The organism is Pseudoalteromonas apostichopi (assembly GCF_030297135.1).
GTDB classification, from domain to species: Bacteria; Pseudomonadota; Gammaproteobacteria; order Enterobacterales; family Alteromonadaceae; genus Pseudoalteromonas; species Pseudoalteromonas apostichopi.
Genome location: NZ_AP028066.1, coordinates 622840 through 646006 on the forward strand (window position 1 = coordinate 622840; position 23167 = coordinate 646006).

Here is a 23167-nt window from a genome sequence, read left to right on the forward strand (position 1 = left end):
CTCTATTCAAATGGTAACAATAGAGTTTTCATTGCGGGGCGAAGAGCTTTTAGTAACTCATCAGTATCGAGGTCAGGGTTGAGCATTTTACGCAGTAAAAGGCCGCCCATCACAGAAAACATAACTTCAATACGAGCATTCACTTCATCAAGTGCCGTCCCTTGTAAAGGTCCTCTGTCACCAACTAATAAGTCACGCATAGAATCACGAGCATGGCTATCTGACTCACGTAATAAGTTAGCCACTTTTTCATTGCGTGCAGCTTCTGCGAGCATTTCTAAATCAAGAGCACCTTGATTTAAATCGGTATGGCGTTCAACGCCTCTACCCAGGCCATCAAGCAATACAGTGACACGATCGCCGGGTTTATCTGCAAATTCTTTAAAAATTGAGAACATTTCTTCCATGTCACGTTCGACAATTGATTCTATAATTGCCTCTTTGCTGGCGAAGTAATTATAGATATGGCCAGCGCTCATGCCTGCGGTTTTAGAAATTTCCGCCATTCCTGCGCCATGGTAGCCCTTACGTCGAAAACAATCAGCCGCGGCACAGAGCACTTGATTACGTCTTGCTTCGGCAAGAGCAGGGTCATTGTGTCTTTTCGTTTTTTGCGTCATGGTTTCTCCAAGCTTTACTGACTACAGTTAACTTTAATTTAAACAAGGTTTACAGGATCTTAATCTTTGCGGAGAGTCAAAACAACTAAGAACCTGCAAAACCTTAAATAAATTATGCTTTTGCAGATTTATTGCACAGCTTTTTGTGCATTCCAGCCGCCACCGAGTGCTTTATACAAATGAATTTGGCTCGCCAGATACGCTTGCTTACCTAATATTAACTGTTGCCCAGCACTGTACCAATTTCGTTGTGCGTCCAATACTTGCAAGTAACTGTCTGCGCCCTTTTGAAAACGAGCATCCGATAAAGTAAAAGATAGCTCATTACTTTGATACAAGTCATTGAGGGCATCTAACTGATGCATATAACCTTCACGATCAGCAAGGGCATCAGAGACTTCTTTGAATGCTTGCTGTATGGTTTGCTCATAGCTGGTTAGTGCTATTTCTTGCTGAGATTGTGCAACATCAAGGTTGGCTTGGTTGCGGCCCATGTTAAAAATAGGCAAATTGATAGATGGTACAAAACTCCATGTGCCTGAACCTGAATCAAAAAGATTACTTAAGTCAGCAGAAGCCGTACCCGCATTCGCGGTTAAACTGATGCTTGGATAGAATGCCGCTTTTGCCACCCCAATATTTGCATTGGCTGCAAGTAAATCATGCTCAGCAGCCTTAATATCTGGTCGTTGAGTAAGCAGTTCTGACGGCAAACCAACCGGCACATCTGGTAAGCTCAGTACATCATCTATACTTTCAGTTGGTAATAAATCCGCAGTGACGGTTTTACCCACTAAAAAGTCGAGCGCATTTTTATCGCGCTTTAACAAGCGCTGATAATTCGCAATATCGACCTTAGCCGTTGCCACAGTACTCTCAAGTTGTGATAGCGTTAACTGAGAAGCAGCGCCAAGAGCAAATGTTTTACGAGTTAGCTCTAAAGACTCTTGCTGAGACTTTAAAGTCTCGTTGGCGAGCGCCAATAGCTCTTTGTCCGTCGCATAGTTAAGCCATGCATTCACTAATTCTGAAATCAAACTAATGCGCACACTGGTTAAACTATATTCAGCTGCATAGAGGTTTTGTAAAGCTTGTTCAGATTGGTTACGTACTTTACCCCAAAGGTCAATTTCATAAGCAGTTAAGCCAACTGTAGCTGAATAATTTTCAGAAATAGTTGCTTGGCCAGTACCAGATAAATCAGCAGGAAGACGCTGACGCGTACCCGACGCATTTAGATCAATGCTTGGGTATAACGCTGAATCTTCAATCTGGTACATTGATCTTACCTGCTGCACATTTAGTGCAGCAGTTTTGATGTCTTTGTTGTTTTCAAGTGTTAGCGCAATCAACTGTTGAAGTTGCGTATTACTGAAAAATGACTGCCAATTTAGTGCATTGATATCACCTGCTGTACCTTGGATATCATAGTTTTGTGCAACGGGTAATTCACGTTGCTCCATATCTGGCGCCATATTACAGGCAGATAACATAAGTGCAGCAACAGACACTGAGATAAGTTTTACTTTCATTATGCCTGCTCCTCATTGTTTGACTTTGTTTTGCCTGGGAATACACGACGCACTAGTACAAAAAACAATGGCACAAACAACACAACTATGGTCGATGACGCGAGTGTACCGCCAATAACAGCAATACCTAGCGCATTTTGTGCACCTGAACCTGCACTTGATGCAATTGCAAGAGGTAGTACACCGCACACAAATGCCATTGATGTCATAAAGATTGGACGTAAACGCAGGCGAATGGCTGCCACTGCTGCATCGACAAGCTTCATACCTTCATCCATTTTATGAATAGCAAACTCTACAATCAAGATGGCATTTTTTGATGCAAGACCAATAGTGGTTAATAGACCAACTTGTAGATAAATATCATTTGATAAGTTAAATACAAATGAGGCAATCGAAGCACCAAATACCCCTAGCGGTACAATCAGCATAACCGCCGCAGGGACTGACCAGCTCTCGTATAACGCCGCTAGACATAAGAATACAACCAGCAATGAAAGTGCATAAAGTAATGGTGCTTGACCACCACTTAAACGTTCTTCATATGAAATACCTGTCCATTCGAACGACACACCAGGCGGTAACTTCTTAACCATTTTTTCAACTTCCGTCATCGCTTGGCCAGTACTGTAACCCGGCGATGCAGCACCTTGGATTTCCATCGCAGAGAAGCCATTATAGCGCTCAAGACGCGGTGAGCCATAAGTCCAATATGAATGAGCAAACGCAGTAAATGGTACCATGTCACCATTTGCATTACGTACATACCACTTGTCTAAGTCTTCTGGCACCATGCGCGATTCAGGTGTGCCTTGTAGGTACACTTTTTTCACGCGACCACGGTCAATAAAGTCATTTACATAGCGACTACCCCAGGCCGTCGATAACGTGTTATTAATGTCTGCTTGAGTAAGACCTAACGCTTCTGCTTTCGCTAAATCTATATCAAGCTCAAGCTCTGGTTTATCTTCTTGACCATTAGGACGTACACCTGATAGCACTGGGTTTTGCGCAGCCATACCTAAAAACATATTTCGTGCTTCAAGTAATTTCTCGTGACCTAAGCCAACTCGGTCTTGAAGGTATAATGTAAAACCATTTGCAGTGCCAAGCTCGACAACAGCTGGTGGTGGAAAAGCAAACACGAATGCTTCTTTAATCGTTGAGAAGTACCCCATGGCTTTACCAGCAACCGCCCCCACTGATAGATCTGGGCGCTGACGCTCATCCCAATGTTTTAAACCAACAAAACCGATTGCCGCGTTTTGACCCGAACCTGCAAAGCTAAAACCTGTTACTGTAAAGATAGATTTAACCGCTTCTGATTGATCTTCTAAGAAGTGGTGTTCCATCTTTTCAACAACTTTTAAGGTTTGCTCTTTTGTCGCACCTGCAGGTAGGCTTACTTGGTTAAACAAAATACCTTGGTCTTCATCTGGTAAGAATGCCGATGGTAATTGTGAGAAAATAAACACCATGCCACCCACGATTAAACCGTAAATAAGTAAATAGCGTTTACTGTGTTTGATCATGCGAGACACAAAACCTTGCGCACCCGAGTTTGTTTTATCAAAACCACGGTTAAAACCAAGGAAGAAACGACCAATAAATGATTTATTATTGTGAACATGGCTTGGTTTTAAGATGGTCGCACAAAGCGCTGGCGTTAAAATCAATGCAACCAGTACTGATAAGCTCATCGCTGTGACCAAGGTAATTGAGAACTGACGATAAATAACACCGGTTGAGCCTGGGAAGAACGCCATAGGCACAAATACTGCTGAGAGCACCATCGCAATACCAACAAGCGCACCTTTGATTTCGTCCATTGATTTACGTGTTGCTTCAAGTGGAGACAAGTTCTCTTCGGTCATTACACGTTCAACGTTTTCAACGACGACGATTGCATCATCAACCAGTAGACCAATAGCAAGCACCATAGCAAACATAGTTAAGGTATTAATAGAGAAGCCAAAAACCTGTAAGATAGCAAAAGTACCTAGCAATACCACAGGCACTGCAATAGTAGGAATAAGTGTTGCTCTGAAGTTCTGTAAGAATAAGTACATTACCAAGAACACCAGCACAACAGCTTCAATCAGCGTACTGACTACTTTCTCAATTGAAAGTGATACGAATGGCGTTGTATCGTAGGGAACAACCGTTTTTAAGCCTTCAGGGAAGAAAGGCTCAAGCTCTGCAAGTGCTGCTTTTACGCCATCTGCTGTATCAAGTGCATTAGCACCGCTGGCAAGCTTAACACCTAAGCCTGATGCTGGTTTACCGTTAAAACGAGCTACAACACCGTAGTTTTCACCACCTAGTTCAACATTTGCAACGTCACTTAAACGAACAACTGAACCATCAGTATTAGTTTTTACAAAGATATTTCTAAATTGCTCAGGTGTTTGTAAACGGCTTTGTGCAGTCACTGTCGCATTAAGTTGCTGGCCACTCACTGCTGGCAATGCACCCAGTTGACCTGCCGAAACCTGTGCATTTTGGGCACTGATTGCTGCACTAATATCAGCAGGAGTTAACGAGTACTTGAGTAATTTAGCTGGGTCTAACCAAATACGCATTGCATACTGAGAACCAAACAGCTGTACTTCCCCGACACCGTTAACCCGAGAGATAATATCAAGCACATTTGATGAAACATAATCACCGATATCGATGTTGTTCATACTACCGTCTTCAGAAACAAATCCTACAACCATTAGGAAGTTACGTGCTGATTTTGCAACCGAGACACCTTGACGTTGAACTTCTTCTGGTAATAACGGTGTTGCCAACGACAGCTTGTTTTGTACTTGAACCTGTGCGATATCTGGGTCTGTATCCGCAGTAAAGGTTAACGTTAGAGTAGCTGAGCCATTAGATTCTGACGTTGACGACATGTAGAGCAAGCCATCTAGCCCTTTCATTTTTTGTTCAATAACCTGTGTAACCGTATCTTCTAGAGTACGGGCCGACGCACCAGGGTATGAGGCTTGAATACTAATTGCAGGCGGTGCAATTGATGGATATTGCGCAACTGGCAAACTTCTAATTGCTAAGATACCTGCCAGCATAACTACGATAGCAAGTACCCATGCAAATATGGGCCGATCAATAAAAAATCGTGACATTAAGTTTCTCCGTTACTGGCTGTTAGCTGCTGATTCTGCAGGCATTGCATTGACTGGTGCACCTGGGCGGATTTTCTGTAAACCTTCAACAATCAACTTATCGCCATTGTTTAGGCCGTCTGTCACTAACCAGTTTGAACCAACAGTACGATCAGTTTTAAGCACGCGTGCTTCTACGGTGTTGTCTTTGCTTACAACCATCGCAGTAGGCTCACCTTTGGTGTTTCTGCTAACACCGCGCTGCGGTGCTAAAATCGCATCATTTTTGACACCTTCAACAATCACTGCGCGAACATACATACCAGGCAGAAGTAATTTTTCAGGATTAGGAAATTCAGCACGTAAGGTGACTGAACCAGTGCTTGGGTCAACCGTTACTTCTGAGAATTGTAACGTGCCTTTATGTTGATAAGTGCTGCCATCTTCCATCTTTAATTCAACTTTTGAATGTAAAGCAGCATCTTTATCAAGCTCACCGGCAGCGATCGCTTTTTTCAAACGTGTTAATTCACTGCTCGATTGAGTTAAATCAACATAGATAGGATCTAGCTGAGTAATTGTTGCTAACGCAGTTGCTTGATTAGCGCTAACTAGGGCACCTGCTGTTACATCAGATTTGCCAATTTGGCCGCTAATTGGTGCTAATACTTTGCTATAGTTCAAGTTAATTTCAGCTGTTTTAAGCTGCGCCTGAGCTGTTAGTAAGTCTGCTTTTGCACCTTTATATGCAGCATCTGCTTCATCATAATCTTGTTGGCTTACAGCTTTGATACTCAACAACTCTTTGTAACGTTCAGCTTTTGCTTTGGCATTAGCAATACTTGCTTGAGCTTTAGTAATAGCAGCTTTACTGGTAGCTACTTCAGCTTCAAATGTAGACGGATCAATTTGATATAAGGCTTGGCCCTTTTCAACTTCAGCACCTTCAACGAACATACGCGACTGGATAATACCGTTAACCTGCGGACGAATTTGCGCGATACGTGAAGCAGCAACACGACCTGGTAATTCTTTAGTTAGCGTAAGAGGTTTGCTTTGCATCTCAATAACGCCAACAGGTACAGCTTGAGCTGCCTGCGTTTGCCCTTGAGCCGATTCTGATTGGCCGCAGCCTGATAATAAAACAGCACCAGCCAAAGCTGACACTGCAAAAAATGGAATGCGAGAGCGCTGCATGTGTATTTCCTTAGTTTAGAGTGAACGATCATTCTAAACTAAAAAAGGCACAGATCAACCATATTTAAATAACTTTACATTAAATAAATAACTTGCTGTAAAGCATGTTTTGTTCAAAAGAAATAAAACGAATAGAAGGTTTGATAATATAACTGATAGCTTGTTAAAAAAATCGTTTTAAAACTATCAGTTATACTAAATTCGCTAGATTAACTGAGCTCTTCGCCTAAGCACATACCCATTGCACGAGCGCTTGAAATTAACGAGTGTTCTAAAGGAATAACACGATATTCAGAGGTAGCTTCTTTTAAACTGATTGGTTTAATTTCTCCGTCTTTACTGACAGGTATAAAACCAAATCGGCCTTGTTTAACAAGCTCGAATGCTTGCACACCAAATTCGGCTGCTAATACTCTATCGAACGCATTAGGTGTACCACCGCGTTGAATATGACCTAGTACTGTCACTCTCACATCTAGATCAAGTGCGACTCGTATTTGTGAAGCCAAATGCTCTGCAATACCACCAAGAATTGGGTTTTCATAACCAAACTCATTTGATTGTTTACTCACTACACTGCCAGCAAGTGGTTTAGCCCCCTCTGAAATGACAATATTGGCAAATCCATGCCCTTTGTCAAAACGTGATTTAAGTTTTGCTTTAATCGCTTCAATATCGTAAGGAATTTCTGGAATAAGGGCTACTTCAGCGCCTGCTGCAATTGCTGAATGCAAACAAATCCAACCTGCATCGCGACCCATGACTTCAGTTACAATCACCCGGTTGTGACTTTGTGCTGTTGGTATTAATCGATCAATGGCTTCTGTGGCGGTGTCGACAGCAGTCTGAAAACCTATTGTGTAATCAGTGCCATATAAATCATTATCAATGGTTTTTGGCACGCCGACAATATTTAAGCCATGCTCAAATAGATGCTGAGATACTCTGTGTGAACCATCACCACCAATATTAATAACGGCATCAAAACCAAGTTGCTTAATAATACTAATTAACTCATCAGAGCGGTCAATAAACACTTGTTCACCCGCTATTTCAGCAGGAAATGCGGTTGGGTTCCCTTTATTAACGGTTTCTAGAATTGTTCCACCTCGAACATGAATACCCGCCACCACTTCACTCGTTAAGTGTATAATATCATTTGGTTTTTCAAGCACACCACAATATGCTCTTCGGCTACCATACACCTGCCAATTACCATCATGTTCGGCTGCTTTAACCACCGCTCTGATCACCCCATTAAGCCCAGGGCAATCACCCCCACTTGTTAATAGCAGTAATTTTTTCATCGTGTTACCAACTTCGTTCACTGATTAATTACAGATTAGCTTATATATTGAACTTTCGCGTATGACTTACATCAACTAAAACGCGGTTTTTTATGTGTAGAAAACAGCGCCACAAAAAGCACTAGTAATACATACTTAGGCAAACTAGTCAGTAAAGTGGTGTTATCAATATTTGCAGAAAAGGTGTTAACAGCAAAATATAAATGCAGCGCTAAAAATGGTGTCAGCAATATAAAATATGAATACGCTTTGTCTCTAAGATACAGCGACTTACTAATGAGTAAAAACACTAAAAGTAAAGCTAATAAAGGAAGGCCTAAAGTAACGATATCAACCATTGATAAAGCAAAGTTAGGTGACAATTCATAAAGGGCTGAAAGTACTTCAGTTGGAATCGCAATAGCTGATCCATAGCCTATAACGGGTATAGATAAATAGGCAAATAAACAGCCAAAAATAGATAAAAGTAGTACGTTATATTTCATAACTCCATTCCATGGTTTGTTCATTATTAGTCTTACGCTAACTAATAATGAACAAATAATCCACTACTTTTTCAGTATCTTATACTGTTAAAAGGTCTTAACTTTAAAGGCTAGGTTTTCTACCGCACAGCCTGTACTGCTTGTGTTTACACGGTAGTAATGAGTGTTTTCAGTAGCATTTAAATCCAATAAAAACTCATCATGCTGTGCTACTGCTTGTTGCTCTTGTGTTAAACACATAGCTTGTACAAGCGAGCGTAATTTAGCATCTGAAAATATGGTGCCGAAACGCTGCATCGGCAGTGGCGGAATTTTAATACTAGGGAGTGCATTATCAACAGTTCGTTTAGCTAAGTTAAAGCCATCCTTTGTTACATCAATAACCGTACCTGCAGGCCAATAACTAATAGCTCCGCTATTTTTAGCGTCTGATTGAACATGCACAACACCGCTTTTACCAATCACTGTCATTAAGGAAGTTCTACCAGCTCGTATTGATACAAGCGCTGTAGTTTCATCAACCCCAAAGCCATGTTTTTGCCCTGTATCTGCCAATAATCTAGCTAAACGCATTGTTCTGTTGCGCTCGCTAAAGTGTGTATCAAGAACACCGTACGTAAAGCTACCTAGCCCACCTTGTTTTTCATAAGTTAGGCTATCAGACGAAAGCTTATTACTGCACTCATTTTCACAGCGCTCACTTGGAGGTGAAACAGCAAACGAGCCTTCTCTCATTGCCGCTAAACTTGTACCATTTGAAATCATCGGCACTGAACCATATTCATTTTTACCACCACTTTGCACAGCAGTGCCTGCACTTGTGCCAACAAGTAATGGTCTTTGTAAAATTGCGTGAGTCCAAGGATATTGCTTACCGTTATCATCAAACAGTACTTTTCTGGTTAAACTCTGATCGCCACCGTTAAACATCATCCCCGTCGCGTTTTCAATTAGCTTAACTAAATGATCTACCCCTTTATCACAAAGCACTTTTTCGGCCTTAATTCGATCAGGGTAAATTGTCTCACGATTAAAAACGCCCATAGAGTCAGTGCGTAAAGAATCCAAACTCTCACATTGCTTACTCGTAATCGCTTTTGCTAAGGCGGGGGTTAGAGGTAACCAGCTTGATTCTACCCCCTTAAAGTTTAATAGCCCTTCATAAAAGTCAGCTGATTCATATGGATCTCGGCTAGAGGCTGTAACAGCCAAAATTGTTGGTGATTTGGTGGTTGTTTTTAATGAAGCAGCAACAAAATCTAAAATATCATTGGCTGCACGTTCGTTATTATCACTTGTACTAACCTGCTCTTTTTGACGGGTAGAATCTGTATTTAATACAGCGACTTCAAGTGAGTCTATGACAAAGTTGTATTCTGAATCAGTGAGTTCGTTTAGTAACTTGTTATCTAAATCACGCCATGCCCATAAAATATCACTTTTAGTGATCACGCCTGACTTTTCACGTGCAATCTGTGCTAATACCTTGAGCGTTTGCTGACGATTTTTTTTATTCTTGGTTGGCCAATTTGTCTTTATTGCAGATAAAGCATCATTATTTAATCGATATTGATTAGTTTGTTTACCACTAATCTGTTTATTAGAAAGACAATTTTTAGGGCTCATACTTGAGCAGGTGGTCAAAGCACCGCCGACTAAGACCAACGTTTGCTGTTGATCACTTGCATACACTTTGCTGCCAAATGATGCGAAAAACAAACCAAATACCAAAGAAAAAGCTGAAGTTTGATATTTAGTCTTTTGCTCCTTAAGGATGTTCATATTGTTACACTCTTGTAAAAAAATATTAGAAAATTGCTTGCGCAGCTTTTTGTTGCTTGCTATAAAAAAAAGGAACATTTAAAAACGCGAGTAAGCTAGCACTGTATCGCTAGCTTTGTCAAAAGACCTTACGGATTGGAATTATGTTGAAAAATGCATTATCGCTTTGCACATATTTCTACTCTCCACACTACCTTTCGGAGTGGTTTGACGAGTAGCCACACCTCACTTCCTGTGAGGGGCTAGTTGTGTCTATAACCCACTGCCCTGTCTAAAAAATTATAACAATTATTCAAAACGTCACGGTTTTGCCGTGTGTTTTTAAGACAAAGGTAAATCAATATGTTTCGTCAGTTAACAATTGCTGTAGCAATCAGTGCTGTGCTGTGCCCAGTACAATCTGTCTATGCTCAAAACGACCAACAATCAGAAAAAATTGAACGAGTAGAAGTAACAGGATCACGAATTAAAGGGGTTGATTTAGAAGGAACCATCCCGCTTACCGTGCTTGACCAAGATGCAATCAAGCGCTCAGGAGCGAACACCATTCATGAGTTATTAAAAGATTTATCCGTTTTCAAAGGCGGATCCGGTACCTTTTCAACATCTGAAAGTGGTGGTACATCAACCTCAACACCAGCGGGTCAATCAGCAGCTAGCCTTCGAGGCATGGGGCCTTCTGCCACATTAACACTCATTAATGGGCGACGTGTAGCACCTAGCTCGTTCGCAGCAGGCACTGAAAACTTTGTTGATGTAAACTCAATTCCACTTGCTGCAATCGAGCGCATCGATATTTTAGCCACTGGTGCATCGGCAATTTATGGGGCTGATGCTGTAGCCGGTGTTATTAACTATATTCTTAAAGATGACTTTCAAGGAGCTGAAGTAAACACTTCTTACACCAATAGTTTTAACAGTCATGACGAAGGTAAGAAGCAACTTAACGTGGTCTACGGCACGAATATCGGTGAAAGTAACTTAACGGTATTTGCTGATATTTACGACCGCAATGCCTTTAAAGCGACCGACAGAAGTTATACCGCAACACCTAATCTAGTGAATGGTTACTCATATTTACCGAAACTTGAGAACTCACCAAACATTTATTATTACAGCAGCCGAGATGGCAATGAACTACCAGCGCCAAACTGTAAAACAGAGCTTGTCACGACTGAGTATGGTGAGGAAATTTGTGCTTACTATGCTAATCAAGATGATTACCTAGAAACCCCATTTGAAAGCCTTTCAACTGGCTTTATGTTTAACAGCACCTTAGGTGATTTAGATTGGCATACCGATTTCTTCTATAGCCAAACTAAATCAAAAGCCTATTCATCACCTGCACCAATCAATCAAATAAACGACGATGATGGTCCGTATATCATAGAAGATGCGCTATTCATTTATGATAACGCTGATGGCAGTAACGACCTTATGGACCAGCTTTATATTGATCCATTTACCACTCAAGCAGGTCGAGATATGTATGGCTTTGCATTTGATGCACGTTTTAATTCACCGCGTACTGTTGAAGTTGAAACTAAAAACTTTCGCTTAGTCAGTAGCCTAGCTGGTTACATTGGTGATTGGAGTTGGGAGTCAGGTATAACATTTTCTCGTTCTAAGTCAGAGCAAGAAGCGATTGATGGAGTTTACAACCGCTACCAATTTCATGCTGCAATCACTGGTGAATTATGCTCTGACGGATCAATGGCTACATACGATGGAACACAGCTGAATTGTGCGCAAGGTCAGTTAATGCCATTCTACAACCCTTTTTTACAGGGGTATGCTAATAATGATGCCGTGCTTGAGCTTGCAAAAGCAAACCCAAGTAGAAGTGGTGAAAGTACAGTATACGGTTGGGATTTAAACTTTAATGGCGATTTATTTACGTTTAATGAGTTACCCATTTATGCTGCATTTGGTATAGAAGCTAGACGAGAAGAATTAAAAGATATTCCTTCTTTAGATTCACAAGCGCGTGCTGAAAATGGTTATTTAGTCGATGTTTTTGGTTTTGGCTCGAGCTTATCAGAAGCAGACCGTACGCAATACGCTGCATTTGTAGAGTTGAATATGCCAGTTACTGAGCAGCTAGAACTGCAAGTTGCTGGTCGTTACGACCATTACGATGACTTTGGTGGAACGTTTAACCCTAAAGTGGGTTTAAGCTACCGCCCTTCAGATTCTCTGATCATTAGAAGCTCTTGGTCAACGTCTTTTAGAGCACCTTCATTAACTCAAGCTGGTGTAAAATTACGTACTACACAATCAAGCTTTGATTGTGGCGCTAATCAGGCTGTTGCAGATTTATACTGTATGGGCGATGGCACAGAAGTCAGAGTTAACAGCCTAGAACTTGGTAATCAAACACTCAAAGCCGAGGAGTCTGAAGCGCTCAGCATTGGCTTTGCATGGAGTCCATCTGTAAATACCAATCTGACTGTCGATTATTGGCATTTCGATCATGAACAAGTCATCGATACCAATATGACAGCAGTGCTAGATAGAGCAATCACGGATGCTTCTCTGCGTCACTGTGGTTTAGTACCACAAGGCCAACAAGGTATTTCGTACGAGGAGCAGCTGTGTGAAATAACCGATAATGCAGGACTTAATATCGAAAGTGATGGCGCTAATCTCTCTGAGATCCTAACAAACTATATTAGTGAGTTTAACCCGCGAGAAGATGAGCTATTCCTGCCACTATTTAGAGACCATGTTATTCCTCTTGAAAATACCGGCACGCAAACCTTAGCAGGTATCGACTTTAAGTTCGATCATCGTTTTCTTTTTGCACAAGGTAATTTAACACTCGCTTTTGATGGTACACACTATTTGGAGTTCGAGAGAAATAAACCAGGCTCAGATGCAACCGAAAAGCTAATCGGTACTTATCGCTACCCTGAAAATGTGGGCAGATTCTCTATTGATTGGGATGCCGAGAGTTATTACATAAATCTTGGTGCCAATTATACCAGTAGCTATGAGGATGATATTGAAGGACTGCGTGGCCGTGAAATAGATGAGCTAGAGGAACTAGGCGAGCTTAATGATGAGTTAAAACGTGATGTTGATGAATGGTTAGTATGGGATTTATCAGCCGGATATTTTATCAATGATGCATTATCAATCCGTGCTCGTATCGATAATATCTTTGATAAAGAACCGCCTAAACTATATGGTTCAAGCCGAGGTTTTGATTCTATAAACCATAATGCTTATGGCAGTCGCTATACGTTAAGTTTGAGCTATCGCTTTTAGCAAGGTATGGGCGACTTGATAGTCGTCCACACTTTTGAGCTTACGTTATCTTAAACTAATGACTCTCAGTATTAATCTTTCTTAGCAAGGGCTACAATACCTTGCTTATCTTATAAACGTCGAATGACCTTTAAGTGACTTTATGAAAAACAAACAGTTTGCGATGCCAGATGCGAGCATCATTTTGTTGTGCGTCGCAGTTATCGCCTATTTCGCCAGCCTATTTATAACCCCCGGAGTGTTTAATGCCGAAAAGGATAGCCATAGCGTTGAATTATCACAATACCAAACAGCCTTAGATCATACCCCGCCAGCATTTTTTGCAGAAGGTGGCGAAATTGGCTTAGCTAATGTCTTATTTGAAGGGTTAGTGTCAGGTGATAAGTATGGCGCAGCGATTGGTGTGATGGCGTTTATTTTAATCACTGGCGGTGCGTTTGGGATTATCTTAAAAACCGGTGCGATTAATAACGGCATAATGGCACTCATTAATAAAACACAACATATTGAGTGGGTATTCATTCCTCTATTGTTCGTGCTTTTTTCTTTAGGTGGTGCGGTTTTCGGCATGGGTGAAGAAGCCATCGCCTTTTGTATTGTGTTATTCCCGATTATGAAGCAACTTGGCTATGACGCAAAAGTTACCGTATTAACAACCTATGTTGCTACACAAATTGGCTTTGCCACCTCATGGATGAACCCATTTAGCATTGCCATAGCTCAGTCTATAGCTGAAATTCCCGTTTTTTCTGGCGCAGGGTTCAGAATGGTTGCTTGGCTTGTTTTTACTTCATTTGGACTTGTATTCACCATTCGATATGCCAATTCTATTAGAGCAACTAAACAACAAACTAACCAACACAAAGACAGCGCAATAAATTTAGATAACGCAGATAGACTAATCTTACTTACTTTTGTAGCTGGTATTGTTTGGGTTATTTGGGGTGTGATGGCTAGGCAGTATTATATTCCTGAATTAGCAGCGCAGTTTTTTTGCTTAGGTATTGCCTGTGCTGTAATCGCCAGCTTATTCAAAAAACAAACTGCCAATGAAAGCGCAAACGCATTTAAAGAAGGTGCCCAAGAGCTCTTACCTGCTGCGCTTTTAGTGGCACTTGCAAAGGGGGTTATTTTAATACTTGGCGGTAGCGACTTAACGTCACCTTCAACCCTTAATACCTTACTGTACTATAGTGCCACCAGCATCTCCGTTGTGCCTGATTATATCGCTGCTTGGGGCATGCTATTATTTCAAAGCGTATTTAACTTCTTTGTTTCATCAGGCTCAGGTCAAGCAGCGATAACAATGCCGCTAATGTCACCACTCGGTGATTTGTTAAATATCTCACGTCAAATTGTGGTGTTAGCGTTTCAATTGGGTGATGGTTTAACGAATATTTTTATTCCTACTTCTGCTAGTCTCATTGGCTGTTTAGGTATTGTTAAATTAGATTGGAGTGAATGGGCACGTTTTATTTGGCGCTTCACTTTAGCTTTATTTGGTCTTGCCAGTGGCTTTATTTTTCTCTCACACTTTATTAACTATCAGTAAAAGATTTAATTATGTTAACACTTATAAAAGGCGCAGACGTTTTTGCCCCCTCACCTTTAGGCATTCAAGATGTTCTTATTGCTGGCGGAAAAATAGTTGATATACAGCCTGAAATCACCATCGATACTTATCAGGGGATTACCACGGTCGATGGTACTCATTGTATTTTAGCCCCGGGGTTTGTGGATTCACTCGTTCATATAACTGGTGGTGGCGGCGAAGCTGGCTTTGCAAGTAGAACGCCTGAAATGAACCTTACTGATGCAACACTGTATGGTACAACAACCGTAATTGCAGCCCTTGGCACTGACTCAAGTAGCCGAACTCATAGCAACTTGATTGCTAAAGCAAAGGAACTGAAAGAGCTTGGACTCAACGTTTTTTGTCATTCGGGCTCATATCATTTACCCGCTAAAACACTGACAGGCTCAATCACCAGCGATTTAATGTACATTGATGAGTTTGTTGGCGTGGGAGAAATTGCTATATCTGATCATCGCAGTAGTCAACCAACAGTACAACAGCTTGCCGAACTGGCTGCTGAGGCAAAAGTGGCTGGCATGTTAAGTGGTAAAAAAGGTACTGTCAGCATCCATGTTGGCCCTGTTGATACACATTTATCGTTATTGCATGAGGTTGATAAGCAAACCGATATTTCGCTGGCACAATTTTACCCAACTCACATGAATCGGAATATCGACTTACTTAATGCTGGGGTAGATTTTTGTGAAGCCGGTGGCACTATAGATTTTACAACAAGTACAACCGAGTATGACCTTTCTCATGGTGAATACTCTGCCGCACACGCACTCGCTTATTGCCTAGAGAATAAAGTCGACCCAACAAAACTAACCATGAGTTCTGATGGCCATGCAAGCCTCCCTATTTTTGACAAAAGCTTTAATTTGCTTGGCCTTGAAGTAGGTAAAGAGTCAACATTGCATGGCTCGTTTGTAGAAGCAGTGCAAAAGTTTAATGTTTCGATTGAACACGCTTTAATGGCGATTACATCAAACCCTGCACAGGTACTAGGTATTAATAAAGGTGTAATTAAGCATAATGCAGATGCCGATCTTGTGTTACTTAATAAATCAACGCTTGAGCCAACAGAATGCTGGTCGAAGGGCGTTCATATGGTAAGCAAAGGCAAAGCCCTTGTTAAAGGCGCCTTTGAATAAGGCCGCAATCTGCGGCCTAAACAGTATCCGAAATTCGAGTAACAAGTAGTTGCTCGACTTTCACCCCTTCAACATCGACAACCTCAAACTTATAGCCAGCAAAGTTTATAAACTCTGCACGCTTTGGCAGGCGTTTCATGGTGTAGATCAAAAATCCTGCGACTGTTTCGTAATGAGACTGTTCTGGGAACTCTTCAATTTCAAGTACCTTAGCAAGCTCTACCACTGGGGTTAAACCATCAACTAACCAGGATGAATTATCACGTTGAATAATTAACTCTTCACCTTGATGGCTAATTAAATCGCCCATGAACCCTTTCATTAAATCTTTAACAGTGACAATACCGACCATTAGCGCATATTCATTAACCACAACGGCAAACGGCTCTGCCGCTTTTTTAAAGGTATTTAACGCCTCTGAAAGACTCAATGTTTCTGGCAGGTAGAAAATGTCGCGGCTTATCAATTCATTATCTATTTCGGCAGTTTGTCCTTTTAGTACTTTGCGCAAAATATCTTTTGATTCAACCGAACCAATTAATTTATCTAAACTGCCATCACACACTAAAAAGTGATTATGAGGGTGCTCAATTATTTTGGTTGCTACTTCTTGTGCATCTGCTTTGACATCAAAAAACACAATTTGATCACGAGGCGTCATCACACTCGATAAAAAGCGGGCTTCTAAATCAAATACATTGCCAATTAACTCATATTCTTGTTGCTGCAAGCTGCCGTACTCAGCCCCTGCATCCATCATCGCGACGATGTCTTCTGTGGTAACGATATCTTCTCTCTCTGCGGGTACTTTAAACGCGCGCAAAACCAAATTAGTAATACCATTAAAGAAAACAACAAAGGGTGTTAGCGCAAAAGTAACCCAGCGCATAATAGATACCACATTAACAGCAACCGCCTCTGGCATAATCATCGCTAAGCGTTTTGGTAACAAGTCAGCGAATAAGATAAACAAAGAAGTAATACTAAAAAACGAAATCAAAAAGCTAACTTGGCTCAGTAACGGACCTTGATAAATCATCCCTAAAACTTGTTCGATATAAGGAGATAATGCTTGCTCACCAACAATCCCCCCCAAAATCGCAATCGCATTTAAGGCTATTTGTATCATCGCAAAAAATGCTCCAGGTTGCTCTTGTAAGCTAAGCACTGCTTGGGCTTTTTTATTTCCTTCGTCCACCATAACTCGTAATTTGATCTTACGAGATGCAGCAATCGCTATTTCGCTCATTGCAAACAATGCACTGATCAAAATTAAAATCATAATAATGAGTAAATCACTCATTGTAGCTCCTAATAATTAAGCGCATTCAGAGTGTTGAATGCAAACAACTTTTTGCTCGTTTAGGCTAGCTAGAGTTTGGCGAGAATGGACAAAAAGCAGCTGATTATAGCCACTTTGTAGCATTCAACAAGTGCTATTTTTAATCGTTAGCAGCAAAGCCTTTGTTTAATTTTTCAAGAGTCACAGGGTTGATGTTTTTATTGCAAGCGAAGTATAACTGAGGTGTTCCGACGGGCAGTTTTAATATCGGTTTTAAATCTTCAAGCGTGTTATCGCCATCACGTTCATATTTAAACTGTTCATCGCTGAGGATGACTAAATCTATACTTGAGCGTCTGCTTTTAAGCACATCATAAATGTTGTCAAAACTATCAAGTAAGATCAGCTGATTGCGCTCATCAAAGCCATTCTCTTTTAAGTATATGTGTGAATAGTTATTTTTTAAAACTGCAATTCGGTATTTTTTAGCTTCATCAATATTAGCTATTTTTACTTGTTCAGATTTAAAAGAATAAAATGACGCCGAAAAACCACCAATGCGGGCTATCCAAGTAAATTTGTCTTCACGTGAAGGAAGCCTTGCCATAGAAAAGATACAGGTATTGCTGTCACGTAATGCTGCGTTATACGAAATTGACCAAGTGTTTACAGAAAGCTCATAATCCAATCCACTTTTTTCTAGACCTGATTTAACTTGATCAACCACAGTTCCAGTTAATACGCCGTTTTCATTTAGGTATTGAAAATTAGGGAAATTTTCGGTCACCACTGTAATTGCTGCAAAACAAGGTTGCAGAAATAGCAGCAATGACAGGGTTAGAATTGTGCGCATAATGAGCGATACCAAATAAATTATAATTATTTTTTATAATAATATAGCTCGAAGTTGCAGATATTGAAATATTATTTAGTAAAAAGGAATGAGCGGAAACGGGTGTTTCCGCCCTAGAGTCAATTACTTATTTATTGCATTAATCAAAAATGCTGAGATTTTAGCACCTTCTCTAAGTGTTGTTTCAGAACTTGTTTGACCGATTAATGAGCTGTCTGTGAATGGCGCAATTTCCATCATGTCAGCACCAGTAATTGGGAACTCGTCAGCCAACGCAACTAGAATATCTAAAGCATGTTGTGGTGTTAAGCCACCTGCTTCTGGTGTCCCTGTCGCTGAAGCAAAACTTTCATCAAGTGCATCAATATCAAAGCTTACATAAAGCTCATCTACATTATCAGCCTTAAGTTGTGCAATTACCTCTTCAGCAACTGCTTTAGCACCACGTTCGATGATTTCGTGGGCCCAATGTTGTTTAACACCAAAAGTGTCTTCCCAATGTTGCTTAGGCTTACCACTAGAGCGAATACCAAATTGAATTAAATTACGCGGCGCCGGTAAATACTCAAGGATATGTGTACACCATGAACCAAAACATAAATCGATACCTAAACGTTCAACTAATAAGTCAGTATGAGCATCAAAGTGAATGATTGCGGTGCGTTTACCTGCATCACGTTTTGCTTTTAAGTAAGCTTTAGTCAGCGGGTAGCTAATTGAATGGTCGCCACCGATACCAAAAATACCCTTATCAGGATAGTTTGCATAAAAGCCATCACAAACATCTTCGGTGATAGACAAAGGTGATACATGGTATTCACTGTTTTCATCTGCATATAACGCTTTTTGGCAGTTTGTGATAGTCGCATCGTTAAGGTATTTATCATGTAATAAATGCGGGATTACACGTACATCACCCAAATCAAAAGCGCGAGCTTGAGGTTGTTGATCAATCAAAGTAGAGCGCAAAAACAATGGTCCCCAATTAGCACCACGTAAGATACCACCGCCACAGTCAGAGCTAATTCCTAAAATAACGGCTTTGTGTTCAGAGTCAGTCAGTGTTTCAAGTGACTCTTTCCAAAGCACATCAACATTGTCTGTTTGGCCGTATAATTTAGTACGCAGCGCATCTTTACGTTCTTTTGCTGTATTGACTGTAAATACGCCATCGCCAGGAGGACAAAGACACTGACTTAGTTTTTCATGGAATGCTTTTTGTGTGTTACTCATCTCTACTCCGCTGATCATTATCTGCATATTCATGCGTAATAAAAAAAGTTACGCAATCAGGTTTGTGTATCGTTTAGATTTTTGAGGCTAAACAAATACTTGCCCAACCAAACTTATAACTCTCTGAAATTAAAAGGTTATAATTTTAATGCAGAAGAATTTAAACTGCTCTAGTTAAATAAGAGCGCTGTATTTGGGCAGGTATAACATGCGCGAAAAGAAAGTCAAATTTTGCGGCAACCTACTCGATTGCCGCTATAGATTTATATTCAAGCGAAGTGAATACTCATTATTCATAGCCTCTTGGCTTCTTGGTTTTGATAACGGCAATATACGCATGCCAGCTGGCGTAGCTCAATAAAGGCATAATGACAATAAAACCAGCAGTGCCAGTAATAAAGCCTACAAACACTAAGCACAGAATTAACCCAGCCCAAACAACCATGGCACCAAAATTTGTTTTAACCGCGTTCATAGAAGAAATTACCGCAGTCATAATATCAACACGGCGCTCCATCATAATTTGCGGGGTAAATGCAGAAATAGCGAATACAGTCACCAGCAAGATACCGCCGACAATACTGCCGAGCGTTAAGAATGCAGATAACTGCTCAAAAGTCGGGTTAACAACGTTCGGGTACAATGCATGAATAAGAGCTGCTAAACGCATCCATACAATCATAATCACCATTAACAACACGGCAAATCCCCATTCACCTGCAGGGTTTCTGAACATCGATTTAAGACTGTGCATTAAAGTGGGCTTGTGACCTTTTTCAAGCTCCCAAGCAACATCATAAAGACCAGCGGCAAATGCAGGGCCTATTAGTGCAAAGCCAACTACGGCAGGTAAAATAACCAAGTGTGTATCAAACTGATAAACAAAATACATGATAGTCGCAGGTATCAAGGTAAATACTAATCCGTATACTAGACTTAGTATGGGAGCATTAGCGATATCTTTAAATGCGAGTGCCAACCAATGAAAAGGCGCACCGATTGAAATTTTCGAGCTTTCTAAACAGCGTGCAAACTCATGGTGTTTACTCATAGAAGATGAAGCAGGCATAATATATCCTCTTTTATCGTTACTTCTTTAGGTTTAGGTTATCTGTGCAATTCTTGCAACATTCGTAATCTAATAGGACATCTGTCCTGTACTTTAAACACATATGATTAAAGTATTACGCTTTAGACAAAAATAAGGTTTAATAATGGAAAAGGTATTTCACTTAGGGCTTACTCGTCAGGACTTAAACGGCGCAACCCTTGCGATTGTCCCAGGCGATCCTGACCGCTCAGCACGCATTTCAACACTTCTCGATAACCCAGAATGCTTAGCGAAGACCCGTGAATTTCATGTATACCGAGGTGAGCTAAACGGCCATAGCGTTGTAGTTTGTTCAACCGGTATTGGCGGACCATCTACATCAATCGCTGTTGAAGAACTTGCCCAGCTAGGTATAGATACCTTTTTGCGAATTGGCACGACCGGTGCTATTCAGCCACACATTAATGAAGGCGACATTTTAATTAGCCAAGCCTCAGTTCGTTTAGACGGCGCAAGCCAGCATTTCGCACCGCTAAGCTATCCTGCAGTGTCTGACTTTTTTGCTACTCAAGCTATGGTAAATGCGTGTGATAAGTTAGGGATTAGCTTCCATATTGGTATTACAGCATCTAGTGACACCTTCTATCCAGGACAAGAACGTTACGATACCTATTCTGGCTATGTTCCTCGTTCATTCCAAGGCAGCTGTGAAGAATGGCAAAAACTAGGCGTGATGAATTATGAAATGGAATCAGCAACACTATTTACTATGTGTGCAGCACTTGGCTTGCGTGCAGCGTGTGTTGCAGGTGTATTAGTAAATCGTACTAAACAAGAAATTCCTAATGTTGACCACGGCGAGATTGAGAAAAAATCAGTCGCCGTCGTCATTGAAGCTGCAAAACTATTGCTAAACTAATCGTTAACTAGTTTAGCAACACAGTGTTCAAATGCTGGTGGGTTTTCAAAACTTGCCAGCACACTTTTAGCCACCTCATACTGATTTTCTGCGCCTTGTGTTTCTAGCAAGGTTATTGACTTAACCGTTTTATCATCAAAAGTTAAACCCGCAAGATAAAACTGACTCAACGCACTTTGTAGCGGAGAAAGGCTTGGACTATAAGCTGCATTTTCTGCATAGCTTCCGTAAAAGTCACCTTCTGTATATGTACTTAATCTAACAGCACTAAAATTACCCGTATATGGTACGTATGCATTAAGCGCCAATTGAACTAGTTTTTCATCGTTAATACTCGTTTCTGCAAATTGCTTATCTCTTTGTTTATGTGAAAACAAGCATTCTTCATTACCTAAATCTTTTGGACCAAATGAATGTGGTAACAACTCATGTAGGTTAAAGTCCCGTTCTGGCAATAAAATCTCAAGTGAGTCTGCGGTGCTCAATTCATTCATAAATTGACGGCAATAACCACAAGGTGCATCACTGATAGCAATTTTTTGAACTGCTTGCGCGCCGTTAAGCCACGCATTATTAATCGCTGATTGCTCAGCATGTACTACCAAACTTAATGCTTGATGAGAAAACTCGACATTAGCACCAAAATAAAAGTTTGTTTCGCCTTGTTTGTTTAACCCAACTGCAACAGCACCCACATAAAATTTAGAAATAGGTGCGACAGAAAATAAACTTGCGACGGGTACACAGGCTTTTTGTAACTCAAGTTGGCTAACTTCGAACTGCTGACAAAGAGAAGAAATATCTGATTGAGATAAGATGCCACGCTGCTTTTTAAGCTGGGCAAAAAGAGAGTTTTTTTGTTGTTCATTGAAGCTAAACGGCTCAGATTTTTGAGCTAGTTTGCTTGCATCTATCCTAGTTGCTGTCATAACAAATTATAATTATTAATTGGCTAAACAGTTTAAAAGGTTACGTATTGAATTGCTAGGTTTTGGCGTTAAACATCCCGATTATTAGCACAAAAAAAGCTAAAAATTAGCGGTATTTGTAAGCCCAGATATACAAATATATTTCCAATAGCTAAGCTCAGCATTTATTGATGCACTAACCAGTTTTTAGCTTTGTTAAAACATTCAAAGTTTTCAGCTTGTAAGTTATAGCGCTTTGCTTTTTGCATAAATAAATCGTGCATAAATCCATCAAAACTTACCACAATAGCCACTACAGCTTCTTTCAAAGAGTTTGCCACTTCCGGCATGATGGTGAATAAATCAGCAGGTGCGAAGTTGTGAGTCAATTCAGACACGTCAACGAGTATTTTTTCTGACCCATATAATACCGAGTATTGTTGGGCAATTTGGTAAAAATTAATCACATCCTGTGCACTAGCAGTCCCTCTTAACGTCATCATCACGAGTGACGTCGATGCATCATAAGTGATGCAAGTAGACACGTTTGGCATAAGTTACTCTAAAAAAGTGTGGGAGTTGTTTTTGGCTCAACGGTAGCTGATCTAAAAAGCTGGGCTATTTTATTGATATCGCCCTTCCAGTCAATACCTAGCAATAAAATAGGTATGACCAGTTGCATATTTCATATTTTAGGATTAGTTTTAATCTGAAAATCTGCCATTCGAGTTCACACCCTATTTACTTTATAAACATGTAAGAGATTTCCTCTAAACAAATAAGCAATTTCAGATAAACCTGTATTTAGTTAAAATTTATAATGTAAAGCGTTATTAAGACAGTAAAAGGAGTGAGTGCTTTATGTACTCATTTTTAAAATGGATTGGT

General features: G+C 40.5%; 17 protein-coding genes. 4 read left to right on the forward strand and 13 right to left on the reverse strand.

The window, feature by feature from the left end; translation table 11 throughout:
• Window positions 1–2: 2 nt before the first annotated feature.
• From QUE86_RS18795 to QUE86_RS18825, 7 genes are all read right to left on the reverse strand, one after another.
• Entirely contained in the window at window positions 3–620 is a 618-nt protein-coding gene (locus QUE86_RS18795) for a TetR/AcrR family transcriptional regulator (RefSeq protein ID WP_130052435.1), read from the reverse strand.
• A gap of 128 nt (window positions 621–748) precedes the next feature.
• Entirely contained in the window at window positions 749–2152 is a 1404-nt protein-coding gene (locus QUE86_RS18800; protein WP_286260536.1) for an efflux transporter outer membrane subunit, read from the reverse strand.
• Window positions 2152–5283 carry an efflux RND transporter permease subunit gene (locus tag QUE86_RS18805; RefSeq protein ID WP_286260537.1) on the reverse strand — a complete coding sequence of 1044 codons (3132 nt, stop codon included), beginning with the start codon at window positions 5281–5283 and terminating at the stop codon, window positions 2152–2154. The genes QUE86_RS18800 and QUE86_RS18805 overlap by 1 nt, the downstream gene beginning before the upstream one ends.
• Window positions 5284–5295: 12 nt before the next feature.
• Entirely contained in the window at window positions 5296–6459 is a 1164-nt protein-coding gene (locus tag QUE86_RS18810) for an efflux RND transporter periplasmic adaptor subunit (RefSeq protein ID WP_130052438.1), read from the reverse strand.
• 209 nt (window positions 6460–6668) lie between these two features.
• Entirely contained in the window at window positions 6669–7766 is a 1098-nt protein-coding gene (locus tag QUE86_RS18815) for a 6-phosphofructokinase (RefSeq protein ID WP_167657270.1), read from the reverse strand.
• 71 nt (window positions 7767–7837) lie between these two features.
• Window positions 7838–8251, reverse strand: a complete 414-nt coding sequence (locus tag QUE86_RS18820; RefSeq protein WP_167657269.1) for a hypothetical protein — start codon at window positions 8249–8251, stop codon at window positions 7838–7840.
• 87 nt (window positions 8252–8338) lie between these two features.
• Window positions 8339–10033 (reverse strand): cyanophycinase, encoded by a 1695-nt coding sequence (locus tag QUE86_RS18825; RefSeq protein ID WP_286260538.1) that lies wholly within the window; start codon window positions 10031–10033, stop codon window positions 8339–8341.
• 342 nt (window positions 10034–10375) lie between these two features.
• Between QUE86_RS18825 and QUE86_RS18830 the strand changes: the two genes are divergently transcribed.
• The 3 genes from QUE86_RS18830 (at window position 10376) to iadA (ending at window position 16033) form a co-directional block, all read left to right on the forward strand.
• Window positions 10376–13303, forward strand: coding sequence for a TonB-dependent receptor domain-containing protein (locus QUE86_RS18830; RefSeq protein WP_286260539.1), 2928 nt, complete (start codon window positions 10376–10378; stop codon window positions 13301–13303).
• Between the two features lie 142 nt (window positions 13304–13445).
• A complete protein-coding gene (gene yfcC, locus QUE86_RS18835; RefSeq protein ID WP_256854151.1) occupies window positions 13446–14855 on the forward strand; it encodes a putative basic amino acid antiporter YfcC in 1410 nt (469 codons plus the stop codon).
• 11 nt (window positions 14856–14866) lie between these two features.
• On the forward strand, window positions 14867–16033 hold the full coding sequence (gene iadA / locus QUE86_RS18840; protein WP_286260540.1) for a beta-aspartyl-peptidase: 1167 nt from the start codon (window positions 14867–14869) through the stop codon (window positions 16031–16033).
• Window positions 16034–16049: 16 nt separating this feature from the next.
• On the opposite strand, the gene paeA is transcribed toward iadA, so the two are convergent.
• From paeA to QUE86_RS18860, 4 genes are all read right to left on the reverse strand, one after another.
• Window positions 16050–17336, reverse strand: a complete 1287-nt coding sequence (gene paeA / locus QUE86_RS18845) for a polyamine export protein PaeA (RefSeq protein WP_256854153.1) — start codon at window positions 17334–17336, stop codon at window positions 16050–16052.
• A gap of 139 nt (window positions 17337–17475) precedes the next feature.
• Complete coding sequence (locus QUE86_RS18850) at window positions 17476–18168, reverse strand: substrate-binding periplasmic protein (protein ID WP_130052443.1); 693 nt, start codon at window positions 18166–18168, stop codon at window positions 17476–17478.
• Window positions 18169–18291: 123 nt separating this feature from the next.
• On the reverse strand, window positions 18292–19401 hold the full coding sequence (locus QUE86_RS18855; protein WP_130052444.1) for an arginase family protein: 1110 nt from the start codon (window positions 19399–19401) through the stop codon (window positions 18292–18294).
• Between the two features lie 289 nt (window positions 19402–19690).
• Entirely contained in the window at window positions 19691–20470 is a 780-nt protein-coding gene (locus tag QUE86_RS18860; protein WP_130052445.1) for a DUF2189 domain-containing protein, read from the reverse strand.
• A 145-nt stretch (window positions 20471–20615) separates the two neighbouring features.
• On the opposite strand from QUE86_RS18860, the gene udp reads away from it, so the two are divergent.
• On the forward strand, window positions 20616–21371 hold the full coding sequence (udp, locus tag QUE86_RS18865; protein ID WP_130052446.1) for a uridine phosphorylase: 756 nt from the start codon (window positions 20616–20618) through the stop codon (window positions 21369–21371).
• On the opposite strand, the gene cdd is transcribed toward udp, so the two are convergent.
• Both cdd and QUE86_RS18875 read right to left on the reverse strand, forming a co-directional pair.
• Window positions 21368–22300, reverse strand: coding sequence for a cytidine deaminase (gene cdd / locus QUE86_RS18870; RefSeq protein ID WP_130052447.1), 933 nt, complete (start codon window positions 22298–22300; stop codon window positions 21368–21370). The genes udp and cdd overlap by 4 nt on opposite strands.
• A 164-nt stretch (window positions 22301–22464) precedes the next feature.
• Window positions 22465–22833 (reverse strand): hypothetical protein, encoded by a 369-nt coding sequence (locus QUE86_RS18875; protein WP_130052448.1) that lies wholly within the window; start codon window positions 22831–22833, stop codon window positions 22465–22467.
• Window positions 22834–23167: the final 334 nt, after the last annotated feature.